The organism is Pseudomonas sp. PB106 (assembly GCF_009764645.1).
GTDB lineage: Bacteria > Pseudomonadota > Gammaproteobacteria > Pseudomonadales > Pseudomonadaceae > Aquipseudomonas.
Window position 1 is genome coordinate 1 of sequence record NZ_RWIM01000205.1, and the last position, 21,382, is coordinate 21,382.

General features: G+C 60.5%; 12 protein-coding genes. 4 read left to right on the forward strand and 8 right to left on the reverse strand.

Going from position 1 to position 21,382, the window contains the following annotated elements; genetic code table 11:
* Positions 1–152: 152 nt before the first annotated feature.
* The 8 genes from EJA71_RS25075 to EJA71_RS25110 all read right to left on the reverse strand — a co-directional run bounded on the left by EJA71_RS25075 (position 153) and on the right by EJA71_RS25110 (position 17,397).
* A complete protein-coding gene (locus tag EJA71_RS25075; protein ID WP_034153461.1) occupies positions 153–428 on the reverse strand; it encodes a hypothetical protein in 276 nt (91 codons plus the stop codon).
* 407 nt (positions 429–835) lie between these two features.
* The gene (locus EJA71_RS25080; protein ID WP_103306415.1) at positions 836–2,155 is read right to left on the reverse strand and encodes an MFS transporter; all 1,320 of its coding nucleotides are present in this window, start codon (positions 2,153–2,155) and stop codon (positions 836–838) included.
* Positions 2,156–2,474: 319 nt separating this feature from the next.
* Positions 2,475–3,806 carry a sigma-54 dependent transcriptional regulator gene (locus tag EJA71_RS25085; protein WP_158960366.1) on the reverse strand — a complete coding sequence of 444 codons (1,332 nt, stop codon included), beginning with the start codon at positions 3,804–3,806 and terminating at the stop codon, positions 2,475–2,477.
* Positions 3,806–5,566: an ATP-binding protein gene (locus tag EJA71_RS25090; protein WP_158960478.1), complete on the reverse strand. Its 1,761-nt coding sequence runs from the start codon at positions 5,564–5,566 to the stop codon at positions 3,806–3,808. The genes EJA71_RS25085 and EJA71_RS25090 overlap by 1 nt, the downstream gene beginning before the upstream one ends.
* 113 nt (positions 5,567–5,679) lie before the next feature.
* The gene (locus EJA71_RS25095; protein WP_158960369.1) at positions 5,680–8,367 is read right to left on the reverse strand and encodes an RHS repeat domain-containing protein; all 2,688 of its coding nucleotides are present in this window, start codon (positions 8,365–8,367) and stop codon (positions 5,680–5,682) included.
* Positions 8,360–11,194, reverse strand: coding sequence for an RHS repeat domain-containing protein (locus tag EJA71_RS25100; RefSeq protein WP_158960372.1), 2,835 nt, complete (start codon positions 11,192–11,194; stop codon positions 8,360–8,362). The genes EJA71_RS25095 and EJA71_RS25100 overlap by 8 nt, the downstream gene beginning before the upstream one ends.
* Positions 11,191–15,684 carry a SpvB/TcaC N-terminal domain-containing protein gene (locus tag EJA71_RS25105; RefSeq protein ID WP_158960375.1) on the reverse strand — a complete coding sequence of 1,498 codons (4,494 nt, stop codon included), beginning with the start codon at positions 15,682–15,684 and terminating at the stop codon, positions 11,191–11,193. Before EJA71_RS25105 ends, EJA71_RS25100 begins: the two co-directional genes overlap by 4 nt.
* A gap of 189 nt (positions 15,685–15,873) precedes the next feature.
* Positions 15,874–17,397 carry a fumarate hydratase gene (locus EJA71_RS25110; protein ID WP_007916251.1) on the reverse strand — a complete coding sequence of 508 codons (1,524 nt, stop codon included), beginning with the start codon at positions 17,395–17,397 and terminating at the stop codon, positions 15,874–15,876.
* Positions 17,398–17,789: 392 nt separating this feature from the next.
* Between EJA71_RS25110 and EJA71_RS25115 the strand changes: the two genes are divergently transcribed.
* The 4 genes from EJA71_RS25115 (at position 17,790) to EJA71_RS25130 (ending at position 21,289) form a co-directional block, all read left to right on the forward strand.
* Positions 17,790–18,206, forward strand: a complete 417-nt coding sequence (locus EJA71_RS25115; protein ID WP_158960377.1) for a hypothetical protein — start codon at positions 17,790–17,792, stop codon at positions 18,204–18,206.
* 269 nt (positions 18,207–18,475) lie between these two features.
* A complete protein-coding gene (locus EJA71_RS25120) occupies positions 18,476–19,582 on the forward strand; it encodes a diguanylate cyclase (RefSeq protein WP_158960380.1) in 1,107 nt (368 codons plus the stop codon).
* Positions 19,575–20,510, forward strand: coding sequence for an iron-sulfur-binding ferredoxin reductase (locus EJA71_RS25125; RefSeq protein WP_158960383.1), 936 nt, complete (start codon positions 19,575–19,577; stop codon positions 20,508–20,510). Before EJA71_RS25120 ends, EJA71_RS25125 begins: the two co-directional genes overlap by 8 nt.
* A gap of 29 nt (positions 20,511–20,539) precedes the next feature.
* Positions 20,540–21,289: an enoyl-CoA hydratase-related protein gene (locus tag EJA71_RS25130; RefSeq protein ID WP_158960386.1), complete on the forward strand. Its 750-nt coding sequence runs from the start codon at positions 20,540–20,542 to the stop codon at positions 21,287–21,289.
* Positions 21,290–21,382 lie beyond the last annotated feature (93 nt).

Consider the following 21,382-nt stretch of genomic DNA (forward strand, 5'->3'; position numbering starts at 1 on the left):
AGCGGTGTGTCAGTTGACAGATGTTTGACTGACCCACCGCTATCGCGAGCAGGCTCACTCCTACAAGGGGCTTGTGTGGGATTGAGAAAATTCCTATTCCCCATAAATGACTAAGCCCGGCCAAGGCCGGGCTGTGGAGGAACTGCGCTGCGTTAGCTGATGGCAGCGGCAGTACCGGTTTTATCGAAACCGTCAGCAGCGACCGTTTTACCCAGATTGGTCTTGTCGAAACCATCGGCAGCCACAGCTTTGCCAATATTGGTTTTATCAAAACCGTCAGCCGCGTAAGTGCCGGTGTGGCTGGTCTCGATGGCAGCGCTGGCGCCGTTGATGAAGTCGGCGGATTTGGTTCTGTCCGAACCGTCGGCGGCGAAGGTGTTGGCGGCCAGTACGGACAGGGTCAGGGCGAGGATCAGTTTGGTTTTCATGTTCGTTACTCCAGATTCGTTGGCGGGTGTGTCTTGCATGGGTTTAATGCTACGCCAACTAAATTGATTGAAAAGCGCAAAATAATGCTAAAAACAATCGATTAAATTGATATTAAGGGCGGCGCATTCAAATCGCTTTCGTCGTCGGAGCGAGCGTCGCGCAGGTCATCGATCAGGTGATTGCAGATTGAGGGGGCAGCATTAATTAGCGATTAATCGCTGTGCGGCGGATGTGAGGGATTGTTCATGCAGGTCTTGATAACGCGGCGACCCTCTTCGCTGGCAAGCCAGCTCCCACAGGGTCAGGTGGTGAATACAGAATTTGTGAACACCATCGAGCACTGTGGGAGCTGGCTTGCCAGCGATGGGGCCTTCACAGCCACCGTTGCAGTGGCTGTGAAACCCGATCAGTCAGTGACGATGCGCGAGTGCTTCTGGGTGTCCTTCATGGTCACGTACACCAACAGCGACACCGCGATGCACGCGGTCACATACCAGTAGTAACCGGTTTCCATGCCGATGCTCTTGAACCACAGCGCGATGTATTCGGCAGTGCCGCCGAAGATCGATACGGTCAGTGCATAGGGCAGGCCGACGCCCAGCGCGCGAATTTCGGTCGGGAACAACTCGGCCTTCACCACGGCGTTGATCGAGGTGTAACCGCTGACAATGATCAGCGCTGCCATGATCAGGAAGAACGCGCCCCACCAGGTTTGAATGGTGTGCAGGGTCATCAGGATCGGCACGGTGAAGATCGTCCCCAGTACACCGAAGGCGATCAGGATCGGACGGCGACCGATCTTGTCCGACAGGCCACCGATGATCGGCTGCAGGCACATGAACAGGAACAGTGTGGCGGCAGAAATGGTGGTCGAGTCGGAGATGCTCATGCCGACGGTGTTCACCAGATACTTCTGCATGTAAGTGGTGTAGGTGTAGAACGCCAGGGTCCCGCCCATGGTCAGGCCGACCACGGTCAACAACTCTTTCGGGTGGCGCATCAAGGTGCGCATGGCGCTTTCCTTGGACTTCTCTTTCTTGGTGAACGACTCGGTTTCTTCCATGCCGCGACGCAGGTACAGCGCAACCACTGCACACAGCGCGCCGATGGCGAACGGAATACGCCAGCCCCACGCGTACAGCTGTTCAGTGGTCAGCACGTTTTGCAGGACGATCAGCACGCCGAGGGCGATGAGTTGGCCGGAGATCAGCGTCACGTACTGGAAGCTGGAGAAGAAGCCGCGCCGTTCTTTGGTCGCCATCTCCGAAAGATAGGTCGCCGAGGTGCCGTATTCGCCGCCGACCGACAAGCCTTGCAGCAGTCGCGCAAACACCAGCAGGATCGGCGCGCCGATGCCGATGGTTTCGTAGTTGGGGCTGAGGGCGATCAGCAACGAGCCGAAGCACATCAGGTAGACCGAGGCCATCAGGGCTTTCTTGCGTCCGACCTTGTCGGCGTACAGACCCATCAGCCAGCCACCGATCGGGCGCATCAGGAAGCCGACCGCGAAGATCGCAGCGGTGTTCATCAATTGTGCGGTGGAGGAGCCGGCGGGGAAAAAGGTCTTGGCGAAGTACAGCGAGAAGGCGGCATACACATACCAGTCGTACCACTCGACCATGTTGCCGACGGAACCGCTGAAGATCGATTTGATCCGGCTGGCGGTGGTTCTTTCTTTGGCGGGCACGGCAGCCGACCCAAGAGGCAGGGCGTTGGAGTTATCCATTGAAGGATCCTTCGTTTAATTGTTTTTGTGGAGCGCGTTGAAACGCAGCCTGCGGGGGCTATAGCAGGAGCTGTGCCAACGGGGAGAGGGCCGGTTTAGAGGGGGGAGCAGTGTGGAGTGAGCGGAAATCCGCTTAGGTTTGAGTTGTGATGAGCGGAAAGTTGCTCATTTGGCCGGTGGATCATTTGTGCCTGGACCGGCCTCATCGCGGGCAAGCCCGCTCCCACAGGGTTTGTGCTGAGCACAGAACTTGTGGACACCACTGACCACTGTGGGAGCGGGCTTGCCCGCGATGAGGCCCGATCAAACACTGCAAAAATCAGCTGCTTGAAACAAACATCTCCCGACTCAACCCATGCCGCTGCATCTTTTCGTTGAACGTGCGGCGGGGCAGTTGCAGTTCTTCGAGCACGGCTTTCACATCGCCTTTGTGTCGCGTCAGCGCCGCACGCAAACACTGCGCTTCGAACGCTTCCTGCTGCGCCGCCAGCGACTGCCCCGGATCAATCCCCGGTGCCGGCTCATCCAGCCCCAGCACTTGCCGTTCGGCCACGTTCGCCAGTTCACGCACGTTGCCCGGCCAGTCATGGCTGAGCAGGTGACTCAGTTGTGCGCCCGTTAACGGTGGAAAAGTCCGGCCGAGGCGTTGCGCGGCCCCTTGGGCGAAGGTTTCGAACAGCAGCGGAAGGTCTTCGCGGCGATCACGCAGCGGCGGCAAACGCAACTCCGCGACGTTCAAGCGATACGCCAAGTCCTCACGAAAACGCCCGGCCCGCGCTTCGTCGAGCAAGTCCGGTTTGGTCGCCGCGACAATCCGCAAGTCGACATGAATGCTCTGGTTCGAGCCCAACCGTTCAAGCTTTTGTTCTTGTAACACGCGCAGCAATTTCACTTGCTGAGCCAACGGCATGCTTTCGATTTCATCGAGGAACAGCGTGCCGCCATCGGCGTATTCAAGCTTGCCGATACGCTTGCCCGAGGCACCGGTGAACGCGCCGCTTTCATGGCCAAACAACTCGGCTTCGAACAATTGTTCCGGGATCGCCGCGCAGTTGAGCGCCACGAACGGTTTGCCTGCGCGCGGGCCGAAATCGTGCAGGCACCGGGCGACCAATTCCTTGCCGCTGCCGGTCTCGCCGCGGATCAGCACGTTGACCGGCAGCGCGGCCAGATCGAGCACTTGCCGGCGCAGGGTTTGCAAACCACGGGACACGCCGAGCAGCGTCGCGTCCAGTTTGGCGCGGTTATCGGCCCGCTCATGCAGGGCACGGTTTTCCAGCACCAGTCGACGCTTGTCCAGCGCCCGGCGCAGGCTGCCGAGCAAGGTTTCCGGGCTGAAAGGTTTTTCCAGAAAGTCATACGCGCCGTCGCGCATCGCTTCGACCGCCATCGGCACATCACCGTGACCGGTGAGCAGAATCACCGGCAGGTCGGCATCACGCTTCTGCACTTCGGCCAGCAATGCCAAGCCTCCGATACCGGGCATGCGCACGTCGCTGAGGATCACCCCGGCAAAGTGCGCGGGCAGGGCGGCGAGACAGTCTTCGGCGCGGCTGAACAGCTGCACCTCGAAACCTGACAGGCTCAGCCATTGTTCGACGGCGCTGCGAATGCTGCTTTCGTCATCAACCACCATCACCGCGTTGAGCATCAGATATGCGCCTCCAGGTCGATCGGCAAGGTCAGACTGAACACCGCACCGCTGTCGCCATTTTCGGCGCTCAGACGACCGCCGGATTCATGCACGATGGCAAACGAGACAGCCAGTCCCAGACCCAGACCGTCACCCACTGGTTTGGTGGTGAAAAACGGGTCGAATACCTGGCCGAGATGCGCTTCGGCAATCCCGCCGCCATTGTCGATCACGCTCAGACGCCACAGTTGCTCGTCAACCTCCAGCCGAATCTCCAGACGTTTGCACGGTTTGCCGTGCATCGCATCGAGCGCGTTGCGCAGCAGATTGATCAACACCTGTTCGAGGCGGATTGCATCACCGCGCACCCACGCCGGACGCGTCAGGTGCAACACCAGACTGACCTGCTCGTCACGCAGTCGCGCATCGAGCAACTGCAATGACTGATCGACCACCGTGGCCAGATCCAGCCGCTCGCGCAAGCCGCTGGGGCTCTTGCGCGCGAAGGTCTTTAGGTGGCCGGTGAGAGCGGCCATGCGGGTGAGCATTTCATCCACCGGTTTCAACGCTTTGTACGCGTCATCGACACGGCCATGGTCGAGCAGCAGGCGCAGGGTCGCCAGTTGCATGCGCTGAGCGGTCAGCGGTTGATTGATTTCATGGGCCAGGGCGGCGGACATCTGGCCGAGTGCAGCGAGTTTGGCTGACTGCACCAGACCGTCCTGCGCCGTGCGCAAGTCGCGGGTGCGTTCTTCGACCAGTTGCTCGAGTTCTTCACGGCTGCGCTGGCGCATCTTCGCCAGACGCCAGCGCTGGTTGAGGAACAGCAACAGGAACACCAGCGCCAGCCACACGCCGGCAGCGGCGAGGCCGGCATTGCGCAGGTCTTCGAACGCCACTTGTGGATGACGCAGCAGATGCAGGGTCCAGCCTTCGGCGGTCAGCGGTAGCGATTCCCACAAATAATCTGCCGTACCTTCCGGGCCTTCGACCCGGCGCAGATCACTGTTGTCGTCAAAGCTGCGCAGGGCCAGATGCGTCAAGGGCACCAGCGATTGTTTGTCGTACTGACGCGTGGCTTTGATCTCCGCCATGTCGCTGGCGCTCAGTGGCCGCAACGCGCGATAACGCCAGCCGGGCTGGTTGGCGATGAAAATGATCCCGCGCGCATCGCTGACCAGCAAGGTGTCGCTGCCTTGGCTCCACTCCCGTTCCAGTTCGGGGAATTCCAGTTTGACCACCATCGCCCCGAGGAACTCGTCGTGGTCGCCGAGCACCGCGCTGGAGAGAAAGTAACCGGGAATGCCGCTGGTCACACCGACCGCGTAAAAGCGCCCGGTGCCTTGGGTACGGGTCTGGCTGAAGTAGGGGCGGAAGCCATAGTTGTGGCCGACATAACTGCTCGGCAGTCGCCAGTTGCTGGCGGCCACGGCGAGGCCGGTTTGGTCGAGCAGTTCAAGGGTGGAGGACTGCGCCGCGCCGTTGATCTTTTCCAGCTTCAGATTCAGCGTCGCCTGCTGTTCGGCACTCACGGGACCTGCCAGTGCCGCGCGCAATTGCGGATCCAGTGCGAGCACGGCGGGCAGGGCGCGATAGCGGTCGATCAGGGTGTGCAGGGAATTGGCGTACAGCGCCAGTTGTTGATTGGCGCGGGCGGCATCTTCTTCCAGCGCCTGACGTTCGGCGTGGCGGATGGCAAGCGTGGCGGCAAGTGCCGCACCGGCGACAATCAGCAGGGAGTACAACGACAGACGCAGGGTACGGGAAGTCGGCAGCATGCTGGGCGAATGGTCGGCAGGACGGGCGGGCAAGATAGCATGCGCGGCACCTGTCTCCCACGCATGCACCTCAACCCCGCCGCTCTGTGGGCTATCCGCCCGGCAGATCGGCGCTAGACTGCAGATTCGAAGCGGGTCTGTCTGCGTGGTGCACGGGTGGCACGCCGATATGAATTCGCTCTGCCGGCGAGTCCCTGTTCCCTGACAGATCCGGCAGGACGCTCGAACTGACCCGATCGATTAAGCTCCAGAACAACCTGTCCCCTGCTTTGTGAGCGTTCTGGCTCAACTGTTTGCTCGGCTGCCGTTTCATTCGGGCTAGCGAGTTGCGGGAGCGCAATACTGGCTCGATCCATGATGGCTCGGTAGGCATCGTTGATCGAGTTACCCATTTCTATCATTTGCGCGAAGTCCAGTTGATCCAGAGGATTCCACTCCTTGACCTGATCAAAGATGAGGTTGGCCGCACTTTCCTTCAGTTGAGTGAGACGGTCCTGAATGACGCGAGGGATTGCGCCGTTGGCCACATCTTCCGCGCCGTCGGCGATGGTGCGCGTCACGTCACGGAGGTCGGCGGTGTGCAGTGCTTCAGCCACTTGAATGCCACGTTTGAAGAAACGGTAGCGGATGTAAGCGCCTGCCAACCCCCCTATCAAACCACCGACAACACCGCCGATCGAGTTGCCAATGACTGGCGCGAACGAGCCGGCAGCGCCACCGATGGCGGTTCCGACCGTCGCACTGAGACTGAACGCGGTCATGCCTTTTTTACTGAAGAGAAAGCGGCGAAAGGTCATTGTGGCCCGGGTGCTCTGGCTGACGTTCGCTTCATCCTCCCCATCGAATTCGGTGGCGATGTCATGGGCCTGGCTGGCGACGTTAGCCGTTGTGCGAAACAGATTCAAGAGACTGGAGAAGTCGAGGCCGGCTTGCCCATCGGGATCGACATAGCGCATTGGGTTGTTCTTCACAAACCCGTACAGGTTCAGACCATCCTCGTGGGATGAGTCGGCACTGACCCAGCGCTTTAACCACGGCGCGTAGTAACGCGAGCCGTAGTAATACAAACCGCTGACGTCCATTTCCTTGCCTGAATAACGCACGGTCTTGTAGTCCACGGACGCACTGGAACTCGGCAGCCACAGCGCCGTGCCACCGAACGGATAGTACGTTTCGCGGCTGATCACCCGGGCTCGCTGATCCAGTTCGAGCAGGCTCGAACCCAAGTGATCGTCGAGGCTATAGCGCAGTTGATTGTTATCGATATCGGCGGGTGGTTTTGCCTGCCAGTGCAGGCAACGCACATGGCCGGGCAGCGTGATGACGTGCAGCTCTTCGCCGTTGTCGCGGGTGCGGATTTCCAGGCCCGGCAGGTATCGCACCTGGAGAAAATGCGTGGTGCTGGCGGTGTGGCTTTCCTGGCGTTTGCTGACGCGTTCGCCCTGACTGTAAAGGTAGACCTCGCGGTCATCGGGCAGACCGTTGTCGTGTTTGAGCAGCGTCACTTGTTGCAGTTGATCCTGCGCATTCCACTGCAACTGCGGCCCGTGCTGGAGTTTGCGTTGGTTGCCGTGGGAATCGAAAAACCTGCTGAAGTCCGGCGCCGGATCACCAGTCTGCCAGCGCAGGGCACGGTTGCTCCCCGGATCAACAAGCATCTGCCGGGTGTAGCCCCCGACCTCGCGACCATGCGCCAGTTTGATCAGGTTGCCGCCGCTGTCGTAGTCGTAATGCTGGGTGTAATTGCGCAGGTTGGCCGGGTCGCTGGGTTGTGGCCGGCCGGGCGCGTCGGGGGAGGGCAGGGCGTCGTGGCCGCTGGCGCGGGTCAATCGATACAGCGAGTCATAGTCGAAATCGCGATGACCGTCGATGAGCTGGTTGGCGAAGTACACCGGCTGGAAGGTCTGATCCTCGATGCGCAGCACATTGCCGACGGGATCATAGACATAGGCGAAATGCTGCAAGGACGGCTGTCCCGCGACGGCGGCTTGCAACGATGCCAGCCGCCCGTTGGCCGGGTCGTACTGCCAGCGGCTGCGGACGTTGTTGCCGCCAAGCCGTTCGATCAACTGACCGGCTGCGTTGTACCTGGCATCCTGCACAACCGCTTGCGCCGAGGTGTCACTCGCGAGCTGCAACCCTACCTGTTTCAGTTGGCCGGCGAGATCGTAATGCAGGGTCTGACGGTGACCGCCGGCATCTGTTTGCGCTAGCACCTGGTTCAACGGGCCGAAGGTCTGTTGGCTGCGATGGGGGCGGTCGTCATCGAAAATCCGGGTCTGAGCCTGGGAGCCGCCGAGCAGGGAAAAACTGTCGCAGGTCAACGTGCCGGAGAGATCGTTCAGCGCGGTCATTTGACCGCGCAGGTTGTGTGTGGCGTCGGCCAGGGCGTCGGCGTAGGTGAACGTTTCAAGGGCTGGCTCGCCCTCGACACCCACCGCCACGACGCGTAACTGCTCATCGTAAGTGCTGAGCCAGTGCTGACCGCGGCCATCCCAGCGTTGCAATGCCTCGCCAGCCAGCCCTGGCAATGTCAGACGCCAACCGGCATCGACGCTGTCGATTTTCAGCGGCTCCCCGGTCAAGGTGTGGACATGGCTCTGATTGGGGAACGCGTCGCCGCCGTGGCGCGGATCCCATTGAGCTATTTGCAGGCCGGCAGGATTGTAACGCTGGCGTGTCACCAGCCGCTCAGCCTCTGCGCCGCTCGAATCGCGAAGGTACTCGACACGTCGCACAGACAGGCCGCGCCCATCGTTTACCCGCAACGACGGAGTGTGCCAATGGATTGATCTAGACACGATGGGGGGCACCATTGGTCTTGTTCCACCAGTTACCGGCGGCACGCAAGACAGCGCGCATGGCTCCAGGCTTGATCTCGCTTTTGATACCCATCAGCGAGTGCTGGTTATCGGTGGTACCCATTTCTTTGTACCAAGTCATGCCTTTTTGCATGCGCCCGATGAGGTCGAGTGTATGACGGGTTTGTTGTGCCAGCGCCGCGCGATGAATCGGTGCTATGGCTTCTTTCGGGGTCATTGCGTTGACGTTCGGCATCAGCGTGGCCGGATACATCACATCGCTGCCCAGGGCGTCGAACGCCTTTTCTGTCTCCGCCCAACGGTCTTCAACGGCGCTTTTCCATTCGACGAGCATCATGTCGATCTTGTTGATTTTCACCGGATCGAGGCGGTTCTTGATGTCTTCAGCCTCAACCGCCCTTTGCATCAGGTTGAGAAAACCAGGAATGAACGGTATCCAAGTACTCAGCACGCGGTTGATGGCGAACTCGGGGTTCAGCACGCTGTTGAGCGCCGGGTGAATCACTTCGTCCTTGAGGTCACCCCAGCTGGCAATGTTTTTACCGCTCGTTGATAAACCCAATTGCTTGTCTATCTCTGCAATAGACATCTTGGATGTCTGCGGAATGAGCGGCCCGAAACGCCCGAAACTGTTACTCACAGGCGCCGCCAACGCCCCGGCCAAATCACCGCCCATGTTGCCGCCCGTCAATGCGGTGGGATCTGTGTACATTTTGGCGTGCGGGAGGTCTGGGAGCAGCAGTCCCGCCTGTTCACCGCCAATCACGCCGGCTTCATAACCCATTACCCCCAGCGCTGTTTCGCCCAACACATTTATCAGCATGTTCAGCGGGACATTTTCCTCATGAATCACATTGTGAATTTGCTCCAGCGTACTTTCGGCATGCGCGTTGAGCACTGAAATGAAGGCCGAGTAGAGAAGAATCACCCCCTCGGCTCTCGATCCGCCTGACGGATCCACGTAGCGAACAGGATTGTTCCCGACGAACCCATACAGATTCAGTCCGTCGACGTCCCCCGCCGGATCGGCGCTGATCCAGCGTTGCAGCCACGGCGCGTAGTAGCGTGCGCCGTAATAATAAAGACCGCTGATGTCCATTTCCTTGCCCGAATAGCGCACGGTTTTGTAGCCTGCCTCAATGACTGAGCGAGCGGCCATCCACGCCGTGGCGCCGAACGGGTAGTAGCCTTCGTGGCTGATCATCCGGGCCTGTTGATCGAGTTCCATCAGGTTCGAACCCAGATGATCTTCCAGGCCGTAGCGCAGTTGATCCGCATCGATGCCGGCGGGTTTTCCCGTCAGCCAATGCAGACAACGGACATTGCCTGCACCGGCAGCGAGGCTGATGACGTGCAGTTCTTCGCCGTTGTCCTTGCGACGGATCTCCAGCCCCGGCAGATAGCGCACGTCGTGAAAGTGCCCGGTCGCGGTTTCCAGGCGTTTGTGCACACGCGTGCCTTGGCTGTAGCGATAGTGCTCGGCATCGTCGACGGCGCCGGGGCGTTTGACCAGGATCACCTCTTCCAGCTCATCCGTGGCGTTCCAGTGCATATCCTGGCCCGGTTGCAGCAGGCGCTGATTGCCATTGGCATCGAACCGCGCCTTGAAGTCCGGCAGCGGATCGCCGGTCTTCCAGCGCACACCTTTGTTGCTGGCCGGGTCGATGAGCAGGCGCAGGGTATGACTGGCGCCGTCGCGCACGTGTACGGTTTCGATCAGATTGCCGCCGCCATCGTAAGCGTAGCGACGCGTGTAGTTGCGCCGATCGGCCGGGTCGGTCGGATGCGGAAGGCCGGGACTGTCCACGGGCGGGCCGTCGTCGTAACCGCTGGCTTGCACTAGTCGATACAGCGAGTCGTAACTGAATTGGCGATGACCATCGACGCGCTGATTGGCGAAATGGCTGGGAATGACAGTGTGATCGACAATGCGGCGGATGTTGCCGACCGCGTCGTAGGTGTATTCGAAATCCTGCAGGATCGACTCGGCGGTTTTGTGCGCCGTTTGCCGCTGCAGGGTGCCATTGGCCGGGTCGTAAGCCCAGCGGCTGATCACGCCATTGCCGGCATGCTGTTCGATGATTTGCCCGCTGGCGTTGTACTGCGCGGCTTGCAGAATGGGCTGCCACGCCGACTGGCCATTGAGGCGCAGCTTGACGTGTTTCAGTTGCCCGGCGAGGTCAAAGCCCGATTGCTGGCTGTGCCCACCGGCATCGGTGTGTTCCAGCACACTGCCCTGCGGGCCGTGCACGCGGCGGCTGGTGTACACCTCGGCATCGTGAAAGGTTCGGGTTTCATTCAGCGCCTGGCCGAGCAGGCTGTAGCCGTGAAAGTCCATGCCGCCGGAGACATCGCGCAGGGCGATCAACTGCCCGCGCAGATTGCGTCCGGCATCTGCGGTCGCCCCCGCATAGGTGAAGACTTCGGAATCGGCCACGGCGTTTTCTTCAACGGCGACGACGCGCAGAAAATCATCATGGGTCATGCGCCAATGGCTGCCCCGTGCATCCCAGCGCTCGAGTGCCTGCCCGGCCAGGCCCAACAGACTCACACGCCAACCGGCATCAACACTGTCGATGTTCAGCGCTGCGCCGGCGAGGTTATAGACCGTTGCCAGATTGGGCGCTGTCAGTCGCGGATCCCACTGTGCAATCGCGCGTCCGGCGGCGTCGTGGTGTTGTCGCGATGTCAGTGCGGTGGCAGGCGCCTCGGCCCTGCTGCGCAGATAGGCGATCTGCCGCACGGGTAAACCGCGCCCGTCGATGACCGAGAGCGCCGGTGTACGCCGATGCACATTGGCGCTCATGAGCGCCCCCGCTCCGGCGTGAAATCGGCGGTGTCGTTGAAGTCTTCGCTGATGTGATACCAGGGGTGATAGGTCTCGCGGGAGAAGTCCTTTTTCGCATTGATCAACTTGATCGTCCGCCCCAAAGGGTCATAGAACAGTTGATCGTAATAGCCCAGTGCGCGCAGGCATTGGTCGTCGACATAACCGGCGCGATCAGCGAAAAACGGCCGGAACTGACGCACCGGCAGACCTTTGTTGTTGTATTCGATGCGCTCGCTGACGCGCCAGCGACGCTCGGCGTTGCTCTGCCGAATCTTGCCGTCTTCGACGATCAGCTTACCGTCAGCGGCCACGGCATACGCCTCGCCGGGCTCGACCAGCTGTTGCGTTTGCAGTGCCCGGCCAAAACCATCGACACAGGCCTTGCTGATCTGGATTTGCGCCGGCAACGGATCGTTCGGATAACGGTCGGCGCTGAGAATGACCGTGTGCACCGGCTCGCGATCCACCGTGGCAATCAGCTCACGCAAGCTTTGCTCCGCTGGCGTCAGTTCCGCGTTGCACGACAGATAGTGACGGGCGCTGGCGCGAACGTGGCCGCTGGGCAGAATCAGCCGGGCACTGATCCAGTCGCCAAACAGGCGCTCTTCGTGGGCGGTGGCTGGCAGCTCTCCCATCCAGCTGAACAGGTCCTTGCGCAGGGTGCTGGCGGCTTTTTGCACGGCGGCCTGCGGATCGTCGATGGCTGTGTCGGGACGATGATCTGCCGGGCGCACGTATTCGCTCAATGGATGAAACCCGGCAGCCATGCCGTTTTCGCTGCCATGGAAACTGGTCGCCAGTGGTTGCCCGGAGGGTTCGTAAATGGCTTCCTGGATGTTCTCGTTGGCATCGATGATGCGCAACGCTTGCAAGGCGTGATAGTCGTATTCGGCTTGCGTCAGGCAACCGTCCGGCAGCTTCACGGCGGTGATTGCCAGATGGTAGGTGTCGTAGCTGGCCTCGGTGATGCCGTGACTGGGGGTTTCGTTGAACTGGCAGACTTTGTAGAAACCTTCGAGGCCGTTGTATTGGGCGAAACTGAAGTGCGAGGACCACAGATTGTCTTCGCTGTCGGCAGTTGGCGACTCGAATAACAACGGCATCGGCAGGTAACCGATTTCTCTGAGTGCGGCGCGGATATCGAACGGCGGCGGTAAAACGTCGTAGGCCTGTAGCGCGGTTTTGTCCATTTGCGCCAGTTCCAGCGGGCCGGCCAGCGCGGCAAACTCTGCCACGCCATCGGGCAGGACACTCTGATCGAGGGTTCTGAGATAACGCTGCACCGATTGCGCGGTCAGCACCCGTTGAGCGTTCCACTGTGCGGAGCCGTGATGCAGCGTCAGGTGCTCATAGGAGACCTGCTCGGCTGTCATCCCGTTGGGCAACGCACCTTTGGGCAACACCAGTGCATCGTTGCGTTGTTGCCACGGCAGACCCAGCCGCCAGTGCTGAGGGTCATCGTCCAGATGAATAGGGCGGGTGCGCGACTCGCTCAGGTAAAACGATTGCTGGGCCTCATCGTGGGCGTCGCGCCACCACTGTTGTTCATCCGGATCGGTAAACGGTGGTTCGGCCTCCTCGGTCAGTCGGCGTGCGTAGTGCACGGTCATGCCGTGAGTGGATTGGCCGTACTGATCGCTGCACAAGTTGATGGTGTGGCTGCACAAGGGGTCATCGACAAAGCGTTCGTATTGATACGTGATGGTTTCCAGCGCCATGGGCAGTAACACCGAGGCGGCATAACGGGTGCCCCTTGGTCGAACTTCGCGGACCCGATAACGATGTTCCTCCACGGCATAAGGTATGGCGGTGCGCGGCTCGTCGTCTTTCGCCCAGGTTTCGACGCGCACAATAGAACCCACCAGCGCCCGGGCAATTTCATAGCGCGTGTCAGCGTCGGGGGGCAGCATCAGCTCGTCGCAGTCGTCACCCGGATGATGGCGGCTGAACAGCGTGTCGCCCAGTTCGACGGCGTCGTAATCGCCACTGAAGTAGCCGTCACGCGGGCGGTCCATGGACTGCCCGGTGTGAAACCAGGTGCAGACCTTGGCCGGTGCGCTGAAACCGATATCGTCATCGCCCGAGGCGCTTTCGCTGTCCGTCTGCTGGATGTGGCCGAACCCACGGAATTCGCGCTCGCGGCCATCGTAGACACCCTCGCCATAAGTGAACGACTGGACCAGGCAGTTGCCGGTGATTTCATCCAGTTGACGCTGTTGTTTGACCACCGCGACCGGGAACGGCAAGTGGCAGGCCGGCAAGCGTTTGAGCTTGAGTGCGTAGTGCTTTTCATCCAGCCATTCCTGGGCCGAACTGCGGTATTGAACCGTGGCGCTGCAGCCCATGTTGTTGTTACTTGCGGTCAGCAGATACGGCTTGGCTGCGACGAAGTCATAGCGCCAGTGCTGCGGCGAGCTGTGCATCACCGAGAGGATCAGGCTGACGCAGCCCAGGCCTTGCAGATCGGCGAAACTGACCTGACACAAGCGGTCGTAGCGCACGCCTTCGGGCCACGGCACGATGATCGGTGTTTGTGCCAGTCCTTTGCCGCCATGATTCAGGTAAATCTCGAACGCCGTGGATTTCAGATAGATCAGCGCCGGCGCGCCGGAGCCATCGAGATCCGCCAACCTCACTCGCTCGACATTGAACTCATCGTAAGTGAAGGGCAGGGCGCTGATGACCCGACCCTTGCCGAATCGACCATGGCCCAGATTCGGCCAGCATTTGATTTCGTTGTGACGGATGCGGCTCAACTCGGGCATGTCACTGCCCAACAGATTGCCCAGTAACACCAGCTCGTTCGGGCTATTGCTGAACAGCGGCAGGCGATCGTCTTGCGGTGCATGCTCGACGGTTTCGGCGGCGGCAAAACCTTCCTCGCGGCGATTGGCGTAGAGGCGCACGGATCGCGGACCAATCAGCGCCAGCGAGCTGAGTCCGTCACCGGACAGGTCAGACAATTGCGCCAGTGTATGGAAATACTCCAGAGGGAATGCCGTGAAGTTTTTGAACGGCGCCCAGCTGTGATCGGCGTTCAGTGTGCGGAAGCCGCTCATGCCGGGCTGCGCCATGACCCAGTCCAGGCGACCGTCGCCCGTCAGATCGGTCAGCGTTTGCTGCACGGATTTATCGCGACGGGCAACGGCAATGTCTTTAAGTGCAGTCCACGGTCCGTAGTCGATGACGTCTGGCCCGCTCATTGAGCGCAACGGTTCGCGGTAATACCAGGCTTGGTCATGGCGACAGAGAAAACCCGGAACGCCTTCGCCATACAAGTCGACGCATTGATAGAACTGTCCGTCGTCGATGCCTGGCATGGTGTCCGTTTCCAGCAGGCGCGCGGGTGTCTGGTTGAGTTCAAAGGTGGAGTAATCGAACTCCACCGGCGGTGAGTTTTCGACACAACCGCTGGCATCGTAGGCCTGGTAATGCGCCGCGCTGATCTGGCTGAAAGACCAGGTGGAAGAGGTGTTCGCATATTCCAGCAACAACCGTCTGACCAGCGCCGGCGGGTTGTCCTCTGTGGCCGGGAACTGATGAAACATCAGGATCTGCTGACACAACCGACGCGTACCGATTTCAAAGCCCTGGCCGTAAGTGGAGAAAGGATCGTCGCGCTTCAGCCAGGGTTGCGTGCCGTTATAGTTCGGGACGTCTGTCAGCGAGCGGCTGCGCTCGCCATAGTCGAGCAGCAGATGAAAGTGCCATTTCAGGTTTGCCGGACTGTCCTCGCCCCAGGCATACAGGTGCTGACTGGCCGCAGCGTTGCCGTACAACACCCGATACAGATAGCGCTGGGCACGGTAATCGTGCACGGGGTCGAGGTCCTGGTCGTCGGCCTTGTACTCGAAACAGATGTGTTCACCGTGGGTGTTCATGCTTTCGCAGAGCAACCAGGCGCCCACCCGTTGTGCGTCGTCGGGATCGGCCCGGCGCGAGTGGGCGGTTTTGCCATAAACGTGCAGCGAGCCGTCGCTGCCATGCACCAGCCAGAAGGGGATCGCGCCGGCGGCGGTGCTCTGCCAGCGTTCACGCAGGGAAAAATCGCTTTCGATCCGTGGCCAGTAACGCACGACGCGATGCTCACCGATGGCAACGCCGTTGTACGTGGTTTCGAGACGAGACACGGGCTGATCGTCGTCGCCGAGCTCTGGCATCCACACTTCACCGTCGTGGCCAATGATCTCGTCGTGATCGGTGTAACGCGGCACGCCTTTATGGGTGCGCAGACTGATCTGGCCAATGCCCGGATTCCAGCCGATGCCAAAGGAGCCGTTACCGGCCTGGCTGCTATAGGAAAGGGTCAGTTGCGGATCCCAGCCGCGCCCAGCCGACAAGGGCAGTGGCAATTCAAATGACGCCGAACCGGTCGGCCCGACCGCGCCCCAACTCTTGCCGATGGTGGCGATCGTCGAGCTCTTGGCGATGGTGGGGGTGACAATGTTCAGCTCTTGATCAGCCATGGTTGCGTCCGGTGCAGGTACGGGGAGCGTAAGTGCACTGACGCTAACAAGACCGGGGCGTGGCGTAACCTGTCAGATCTGACAGGGAAGCAAGATCGAATAGTTTTGACCAACAGCTTTTTTATCGCCAAAAAAAACGACCGGCTTACCCTCGCAGGTTAGCCGGCCGTTTCTGATGGGGCGAAGCGCTTACTGCACTTCGACCGCCAGGCTTTCGCTGATCTTCTGTTGCCAGATCGCAGGGCCGGTGATGTGTACCGATTCACCTTTGCTGTCCACCGCTACGGTGACCGGCATGTCCTTGACCTCGAACTCGTAGATCGCTTCCATGCCCAGTTCGGCAAACGCCAGCACTTTCGACTTCTTGATCGCCTGAGCCACCAGGTAAGCCGCGCCGCCGACAGCCATCAGGTACACGGCTTTGTTGTCCTTGATCGCTTCGATTGCGGTCGGGCCGCGCTCGGATTTACCGATCATGCCCAACAGGCCGGTTTGCTCAAGGATCTGCCGGGTGAACTTGTCCATCCGCGTTGCGGTGGTCGGGCCAGCCGGGCCAACCACTTCGTCACCGACCGGATCAACCGGGCCAACGTAGTAGATGAAGCGACCTTTGAGGTCGACCGGCAGGGTTTCACCCTTGTTGAGCATCTCGACCATGCGCTTGTGCGCAGCGTCGCGACCGGTGAGCATCTTGCCGTTGAGCAGGACGGTTTCGCCCGGCTTCCAGCTCTGCACGTCTTCCGGGGTCAGGGTGTCGAGGTTGACACGACGGGCCGACGGGCCGGCTTCCCAGACGATTTCCGGGTAGGCGTCCAGCGGTGGCGCTTCCAGCGAAGCAGGGCCGGAGCCGTCGAGCACGAAGTGCGCGTGACGGGTGGCGGCGCAGTTCGGGATCATGCACACCGGCAGCGAAGCGGCGTGGGTCGGGTAGTCCATGATCTTCACGTCAAGCACGGTGGTCAGGCCACCGAGGCCCTGGGCGCCGATGCCCAACTGGTTGACCTTCTCGAACAGCTCCAGACGCATTTCTTCGATGCGGTTCTGTGGGCCACGGGCCTTCAGTTCGTGGATGTCGATGGATTCCATCAACACTTCCTTGGCCATGACAGCAGCTTTCTCGGCGGTGCCGCCGATGCCGATGCCGAGCATGCCCGGTGGGCACCAGCCGGCGCCCATGGTCGGAACGGTCTTCAGTACCCAGTCAACGATCGAGTCGGACGGGTTGAGCATGGCCATTTTCGACTTGTTCTCGGAACCGCCGCCCTTGGCCGCCACGTCCACTTCCACGGTGTTGCCCGGGACGATGGAGTAGTGAATCACGGCAGGGGTGTTGTCCTTGGTGTTTTTCCGAGCGCCCGCCGGGTCGGCGAGGATCGAGGCACGCAGGACGTTTTCCGGCAGGTTGTAGGCGCGACGCACGCCTTCGTTGATCATGTCGTCCAGGCCCATGGTGGCGCCATCCCAACGCACGTCCATGCCGACGCGCACGAACACCGTAACGATACCGGTGTCCTGGCAGATCGGGCGGTGGCCAGTGGCGCACATGCGCGAGTTGATCAGGATCTGCGCCATCGAGTCACGGGCCGCTGGCGATTCTTCGCGCAGGTAGGCTTCGTGCATCGCCTGGATGAAATCCACGGGGTGGTAATAGGAAATGAACTGCAGGGCGTCGGCAACGCTCTGAATCAGGTCGTCTTGCTTGATCACGGTCATGAGTCGCGCTCCTCTAAAAGACGGGAACATTCTATGGGGCAGCTACAAGCTTCAAGCGATCAGCGGCAAGTTGGAGCAGTACGCGGACTGCTTGAACTTGCGGCCTGGAGCTTGCAACTTGAAGCTGGCCCTTGGGGCCGGGCACGCCGGGGCTGCTGGCGCGACGCTAAAAAGGCGCGGCAGTATACCGCGCCTTGTGGGTGGGCACATCCATTCGGCGGCAAACGATGGTCGCAGTGTCGGCGTGTTCAGTTGAAATGGCATAACTCTGCGATGGGTTATACGAAATGAGTATGCCCAACTGTCAAATATGACAGTTGGGCAAATGTGCTTGGCGGATTAGATTCAGGGAGGCTGAATGACATTTACCTAATTTGCCGAGGATGCTCCCTATGGATACGGATCAATTGCTAGACATGCTTCAAAACACTGAACTTGAACCTGCCGATGGAAAAGTTTCATTTGAGGTGGGTGTGACAACGGTAGAGTGGACAAATGTCTATTGCAGCGTACTTGGAAGAACAATACTTGTGGCGTCCCCCGTCCCGTTCGATAGTCCGCAATACCCTGCTGCGGGTGTCATCATGTTTACTTTTCCCAACTCACTTCCAGCGCTGAAGCCCGTGGACTTCGGGTTGGGCGAACAGCAAGTTGCGCTACTATTTTCCTATGGTGGCGGCATTCCCCCGCTTCCAGGTCTAGGCCCAACGTTTACTCTGGAGATTGTTGCGCCTGGAAAGATATACAAAGGAAATTTCTCTTGTAGGAATCTTTCTTTAACGGGCGGGACTTTTGATATCAATTTGTAAAATTACGACCAAGTTCTCAGGTCTCGAGAACGTACCGGAGCGTTCTTTTCGTTAAAGTACGCTCTTTTTTTTGGCGCGCCCAAAGCCACTGTTCGATGGGATCAGCCCCATGCGCTGCGGCAGGGGCGCAGCGCATCAATAGCAGGCTTTTTGACGTCAATTTTCGGGCCTGAAAATCGGTGGTCATTTATCGACTGGGCCTCTAAAGTGGCAGCCGGTCTGTAGAGTAGGACACTCGGTCAGCCTCCTATCGCACGGTGAGTCAACGATTGACCCATAACGCCATTCAACGTCTTTTGCTTAAACGCTTCGCCCTTGCCACTGCCACTTATGGATTGGCTTTGCTGCTGCTGTGGCTGGCGTTTTTTACCGGGCATTACGACCAGACCCTCGGCTCGGTGGCCATTGGCAGCGCCCTCGTGGTGATTAGCCAGGCGACCCTGTTCGTGCTGTTCTGGAGCGGGCGCAACCAGCGCTTCGCCGACCCCAGCCTGACCGAAGTCCAAGTGCTGCTCGGGCTCGGCTGGCAGACCTGGCTGATCGCCCATCTGGATGAGGCGCGCGGGGCGTTTCTGGTCTTCTATGTGATGATTTTGCTGTTCGGCCTGTTCCATCTCACGCGGCGTGCATTCATTCGCTGTGCGTTGCTGGTGTTCTTCAGCTTCTGCGCGATCACCTTGTGGGACGGCTACCACTTCCTGTTGCCGGAGCCCGCGCTCGCGGCGTTGCAGGTCTGCGTGCTGGCGATGGTGCTGGCGTGGCTGGTTTTGTACGCGCGCTTCGTCCAGGTTTCGCGACAGCGCATGCGCCAGCGGCGGTTTGCCTTGCAGGCGCACCAGGACACCCTGCGCGGGATGATGCGCCAGCTCGAAGATCTGGTGGCCACCGACGAACTGACCGGGCTGTTCAACCGCCGGCATTTCCTGCGTCTGGCCTCGCGCGAGCTGAACGCGATGGACACCGGAGTGGCCCACGGTCTGGCGCTGATCGACCTCGACCACTTCAAACGCATCAACGATCTGCACGGACACGCCGCCGGCGATCAGGTGTTGCAAGCCTTCGCCGGTGTCGCCGGCGCCTGCCTGCGCGACGGTGATGTACTGGCGCGCTATGGGGGTGAGGAATTCGTGGTGCTGCTGCCCGATTGCGATGCCGAACGCCTGACCGCGTGTTGCGAGCGTTTGCGCATCGCCTTCACCGATGTCGAACTGGTGGGTCTGGATGTGCGTAACCTCAGTCTGTCCGCCGGGATGACCCTGCTGGAGCTGGGCGATGATCTGGACGACGCTTTGCAGCGCGCCGATCAGGCGTTGTACCGGGCCAAGCGCGATGGACGCAATCGCTGTGCGGCGGCGTGGGAGAACATCGATGCCTGAAGTTCGTGTCGGTGAACGGCACTGGTCGGTGGTATCAGGCAGCAATCTGCTCGATACGCTGAATCAGAACGGGGTCGCCGTGCCCTATAGTTGCCGTGCCGGCAGTTGTCATGCCTGCCTGGTGCAATGCGTGCAAGGTTCGCCTGCCGACAGTCGCCCGGATGCGCTGAGCGCCGAACAGCGTCAGGACGGCTGGCGCCTGGCGTGTCAGTGTCAGGTCATCGAAGACCTGCAGGTGCATACCTTCGACCCGCTCACCGACGGTCGCCCGGCAACCGTCGAAGCGCTGGACTGGCTCAGCGACAACGTCCTGCGCTTGCGCCTGACCCCGCAACGGCCATTGCGCTACAGCGCCGGGCAACATCTGGTGCTGTGGATCGATCACATTGCCCGGCCTTATTCGCTGGCGAGCCTGCCGGAAGAAGACCGCTTTCTCGAATTCCACCTCGATTGTCGCTTGCCCGGCGAATTCAGCGACGCCGCGCGGCGCTTGCAGATTGGCGATCCGATTCGCCTTGGTGAACTGCGTGGCGGTGCGCTGCATTACGACCCCGACTGGCACACGCGACCGTTGTGGCTGCTGGCCGCTGGCACCGGTCTCGGCCCATTGTTCGGCGTGCTGCGCGAGGCATTGCGGCAAGATCACCAAGGCGCGATCCGCGTCATTCACCTGGCCCATGACGAGCGCGAACACTATCTGGCCAAACCCCTTGCCGCGCTGGCCGCGCAGCGCGAAAACCTCAGCGTCGAGCGGTGGACGACGGCAGAGTCAGCCGCCGCTTTGGCGCAACTGCGCCTTGTTTCCCGGCAGACCCTGGCCTTAGTCTGCGGCTCGACAGCCAGCGTCGATGCCTTCGCCCGGCGTTTGTACCTGGCCGGATTACCGCGTAATCAACTGCTGGCCGACGTCTTCCTCAGCCGTGGTTGAGCGCTGAACTTTCAGACGCGAGACCCACCATGACTGACGCCATCCTGCTCGAACGCGAACGCGGTCTGCTGACCCTGCGCCTCAACCGCCCGGACAAGAAAAACGCCCTGAATCGGGCGATGTACAGCCGTCTCGCCGAAGCGCTGCAACAGGCCGACAGCGATCCCGCGATCAACGCCATCCTGATCACCGGCAGCGCCGAGTGCTTCACCGCCGGCAACGACATCGCCGATTTCGTCCAGCAGCCGCCCAGCGACCTCGACAGCCCGGTGTTTCACTTCATGCTCAGTCTGCTCGACTGCCGCAAACCGGTGATTGCCGCCGTGGCCGGCGCCGCGGTGGGCATTGGCACCACGTTGTTGCTGCACTGCGATCTGGTTTATGTCGCCCGTGACGCGCGCTTGCGCATGCCATTCGTCAACCTCGGCTTGTGCCCGGAATTCGGCTCCAGCCTGATCCTGCCGCGCCTGCTCGGGCAGGCCAAAGCGGCCGAATTGTTGCTGCTCGGCGAAGGCTTCAGCGGCGAACAGGCCGCCGCGTGGGGGATTGCCACCGAGGCACTGGGCAGCGGCGATGCCGCGTTGAGCAAAGCACGGGAAATGGCCCTGCGGTTTGATGAGTTGCCGGTGGAAGCGGTGCGCATCAGCAAGCAATTGATGAGAGCGCCAGATCGCGAGTTGATCCGTCAGGTGATTGAGGAGGAGGGCGCACTGTTTACCCAGCGGCTGCGTTCGCCGGAAGCATTGGCGGCGTTGACCGGGTTTATCAAACGGCATTGAGATTTTTGTTGAATGGATTGACGCCATCGCGAGCAGGCTCACTCCTACATTTGAAATGCGTACCCCTGTAGGAGTGAGCCTGCTCGCGATGAC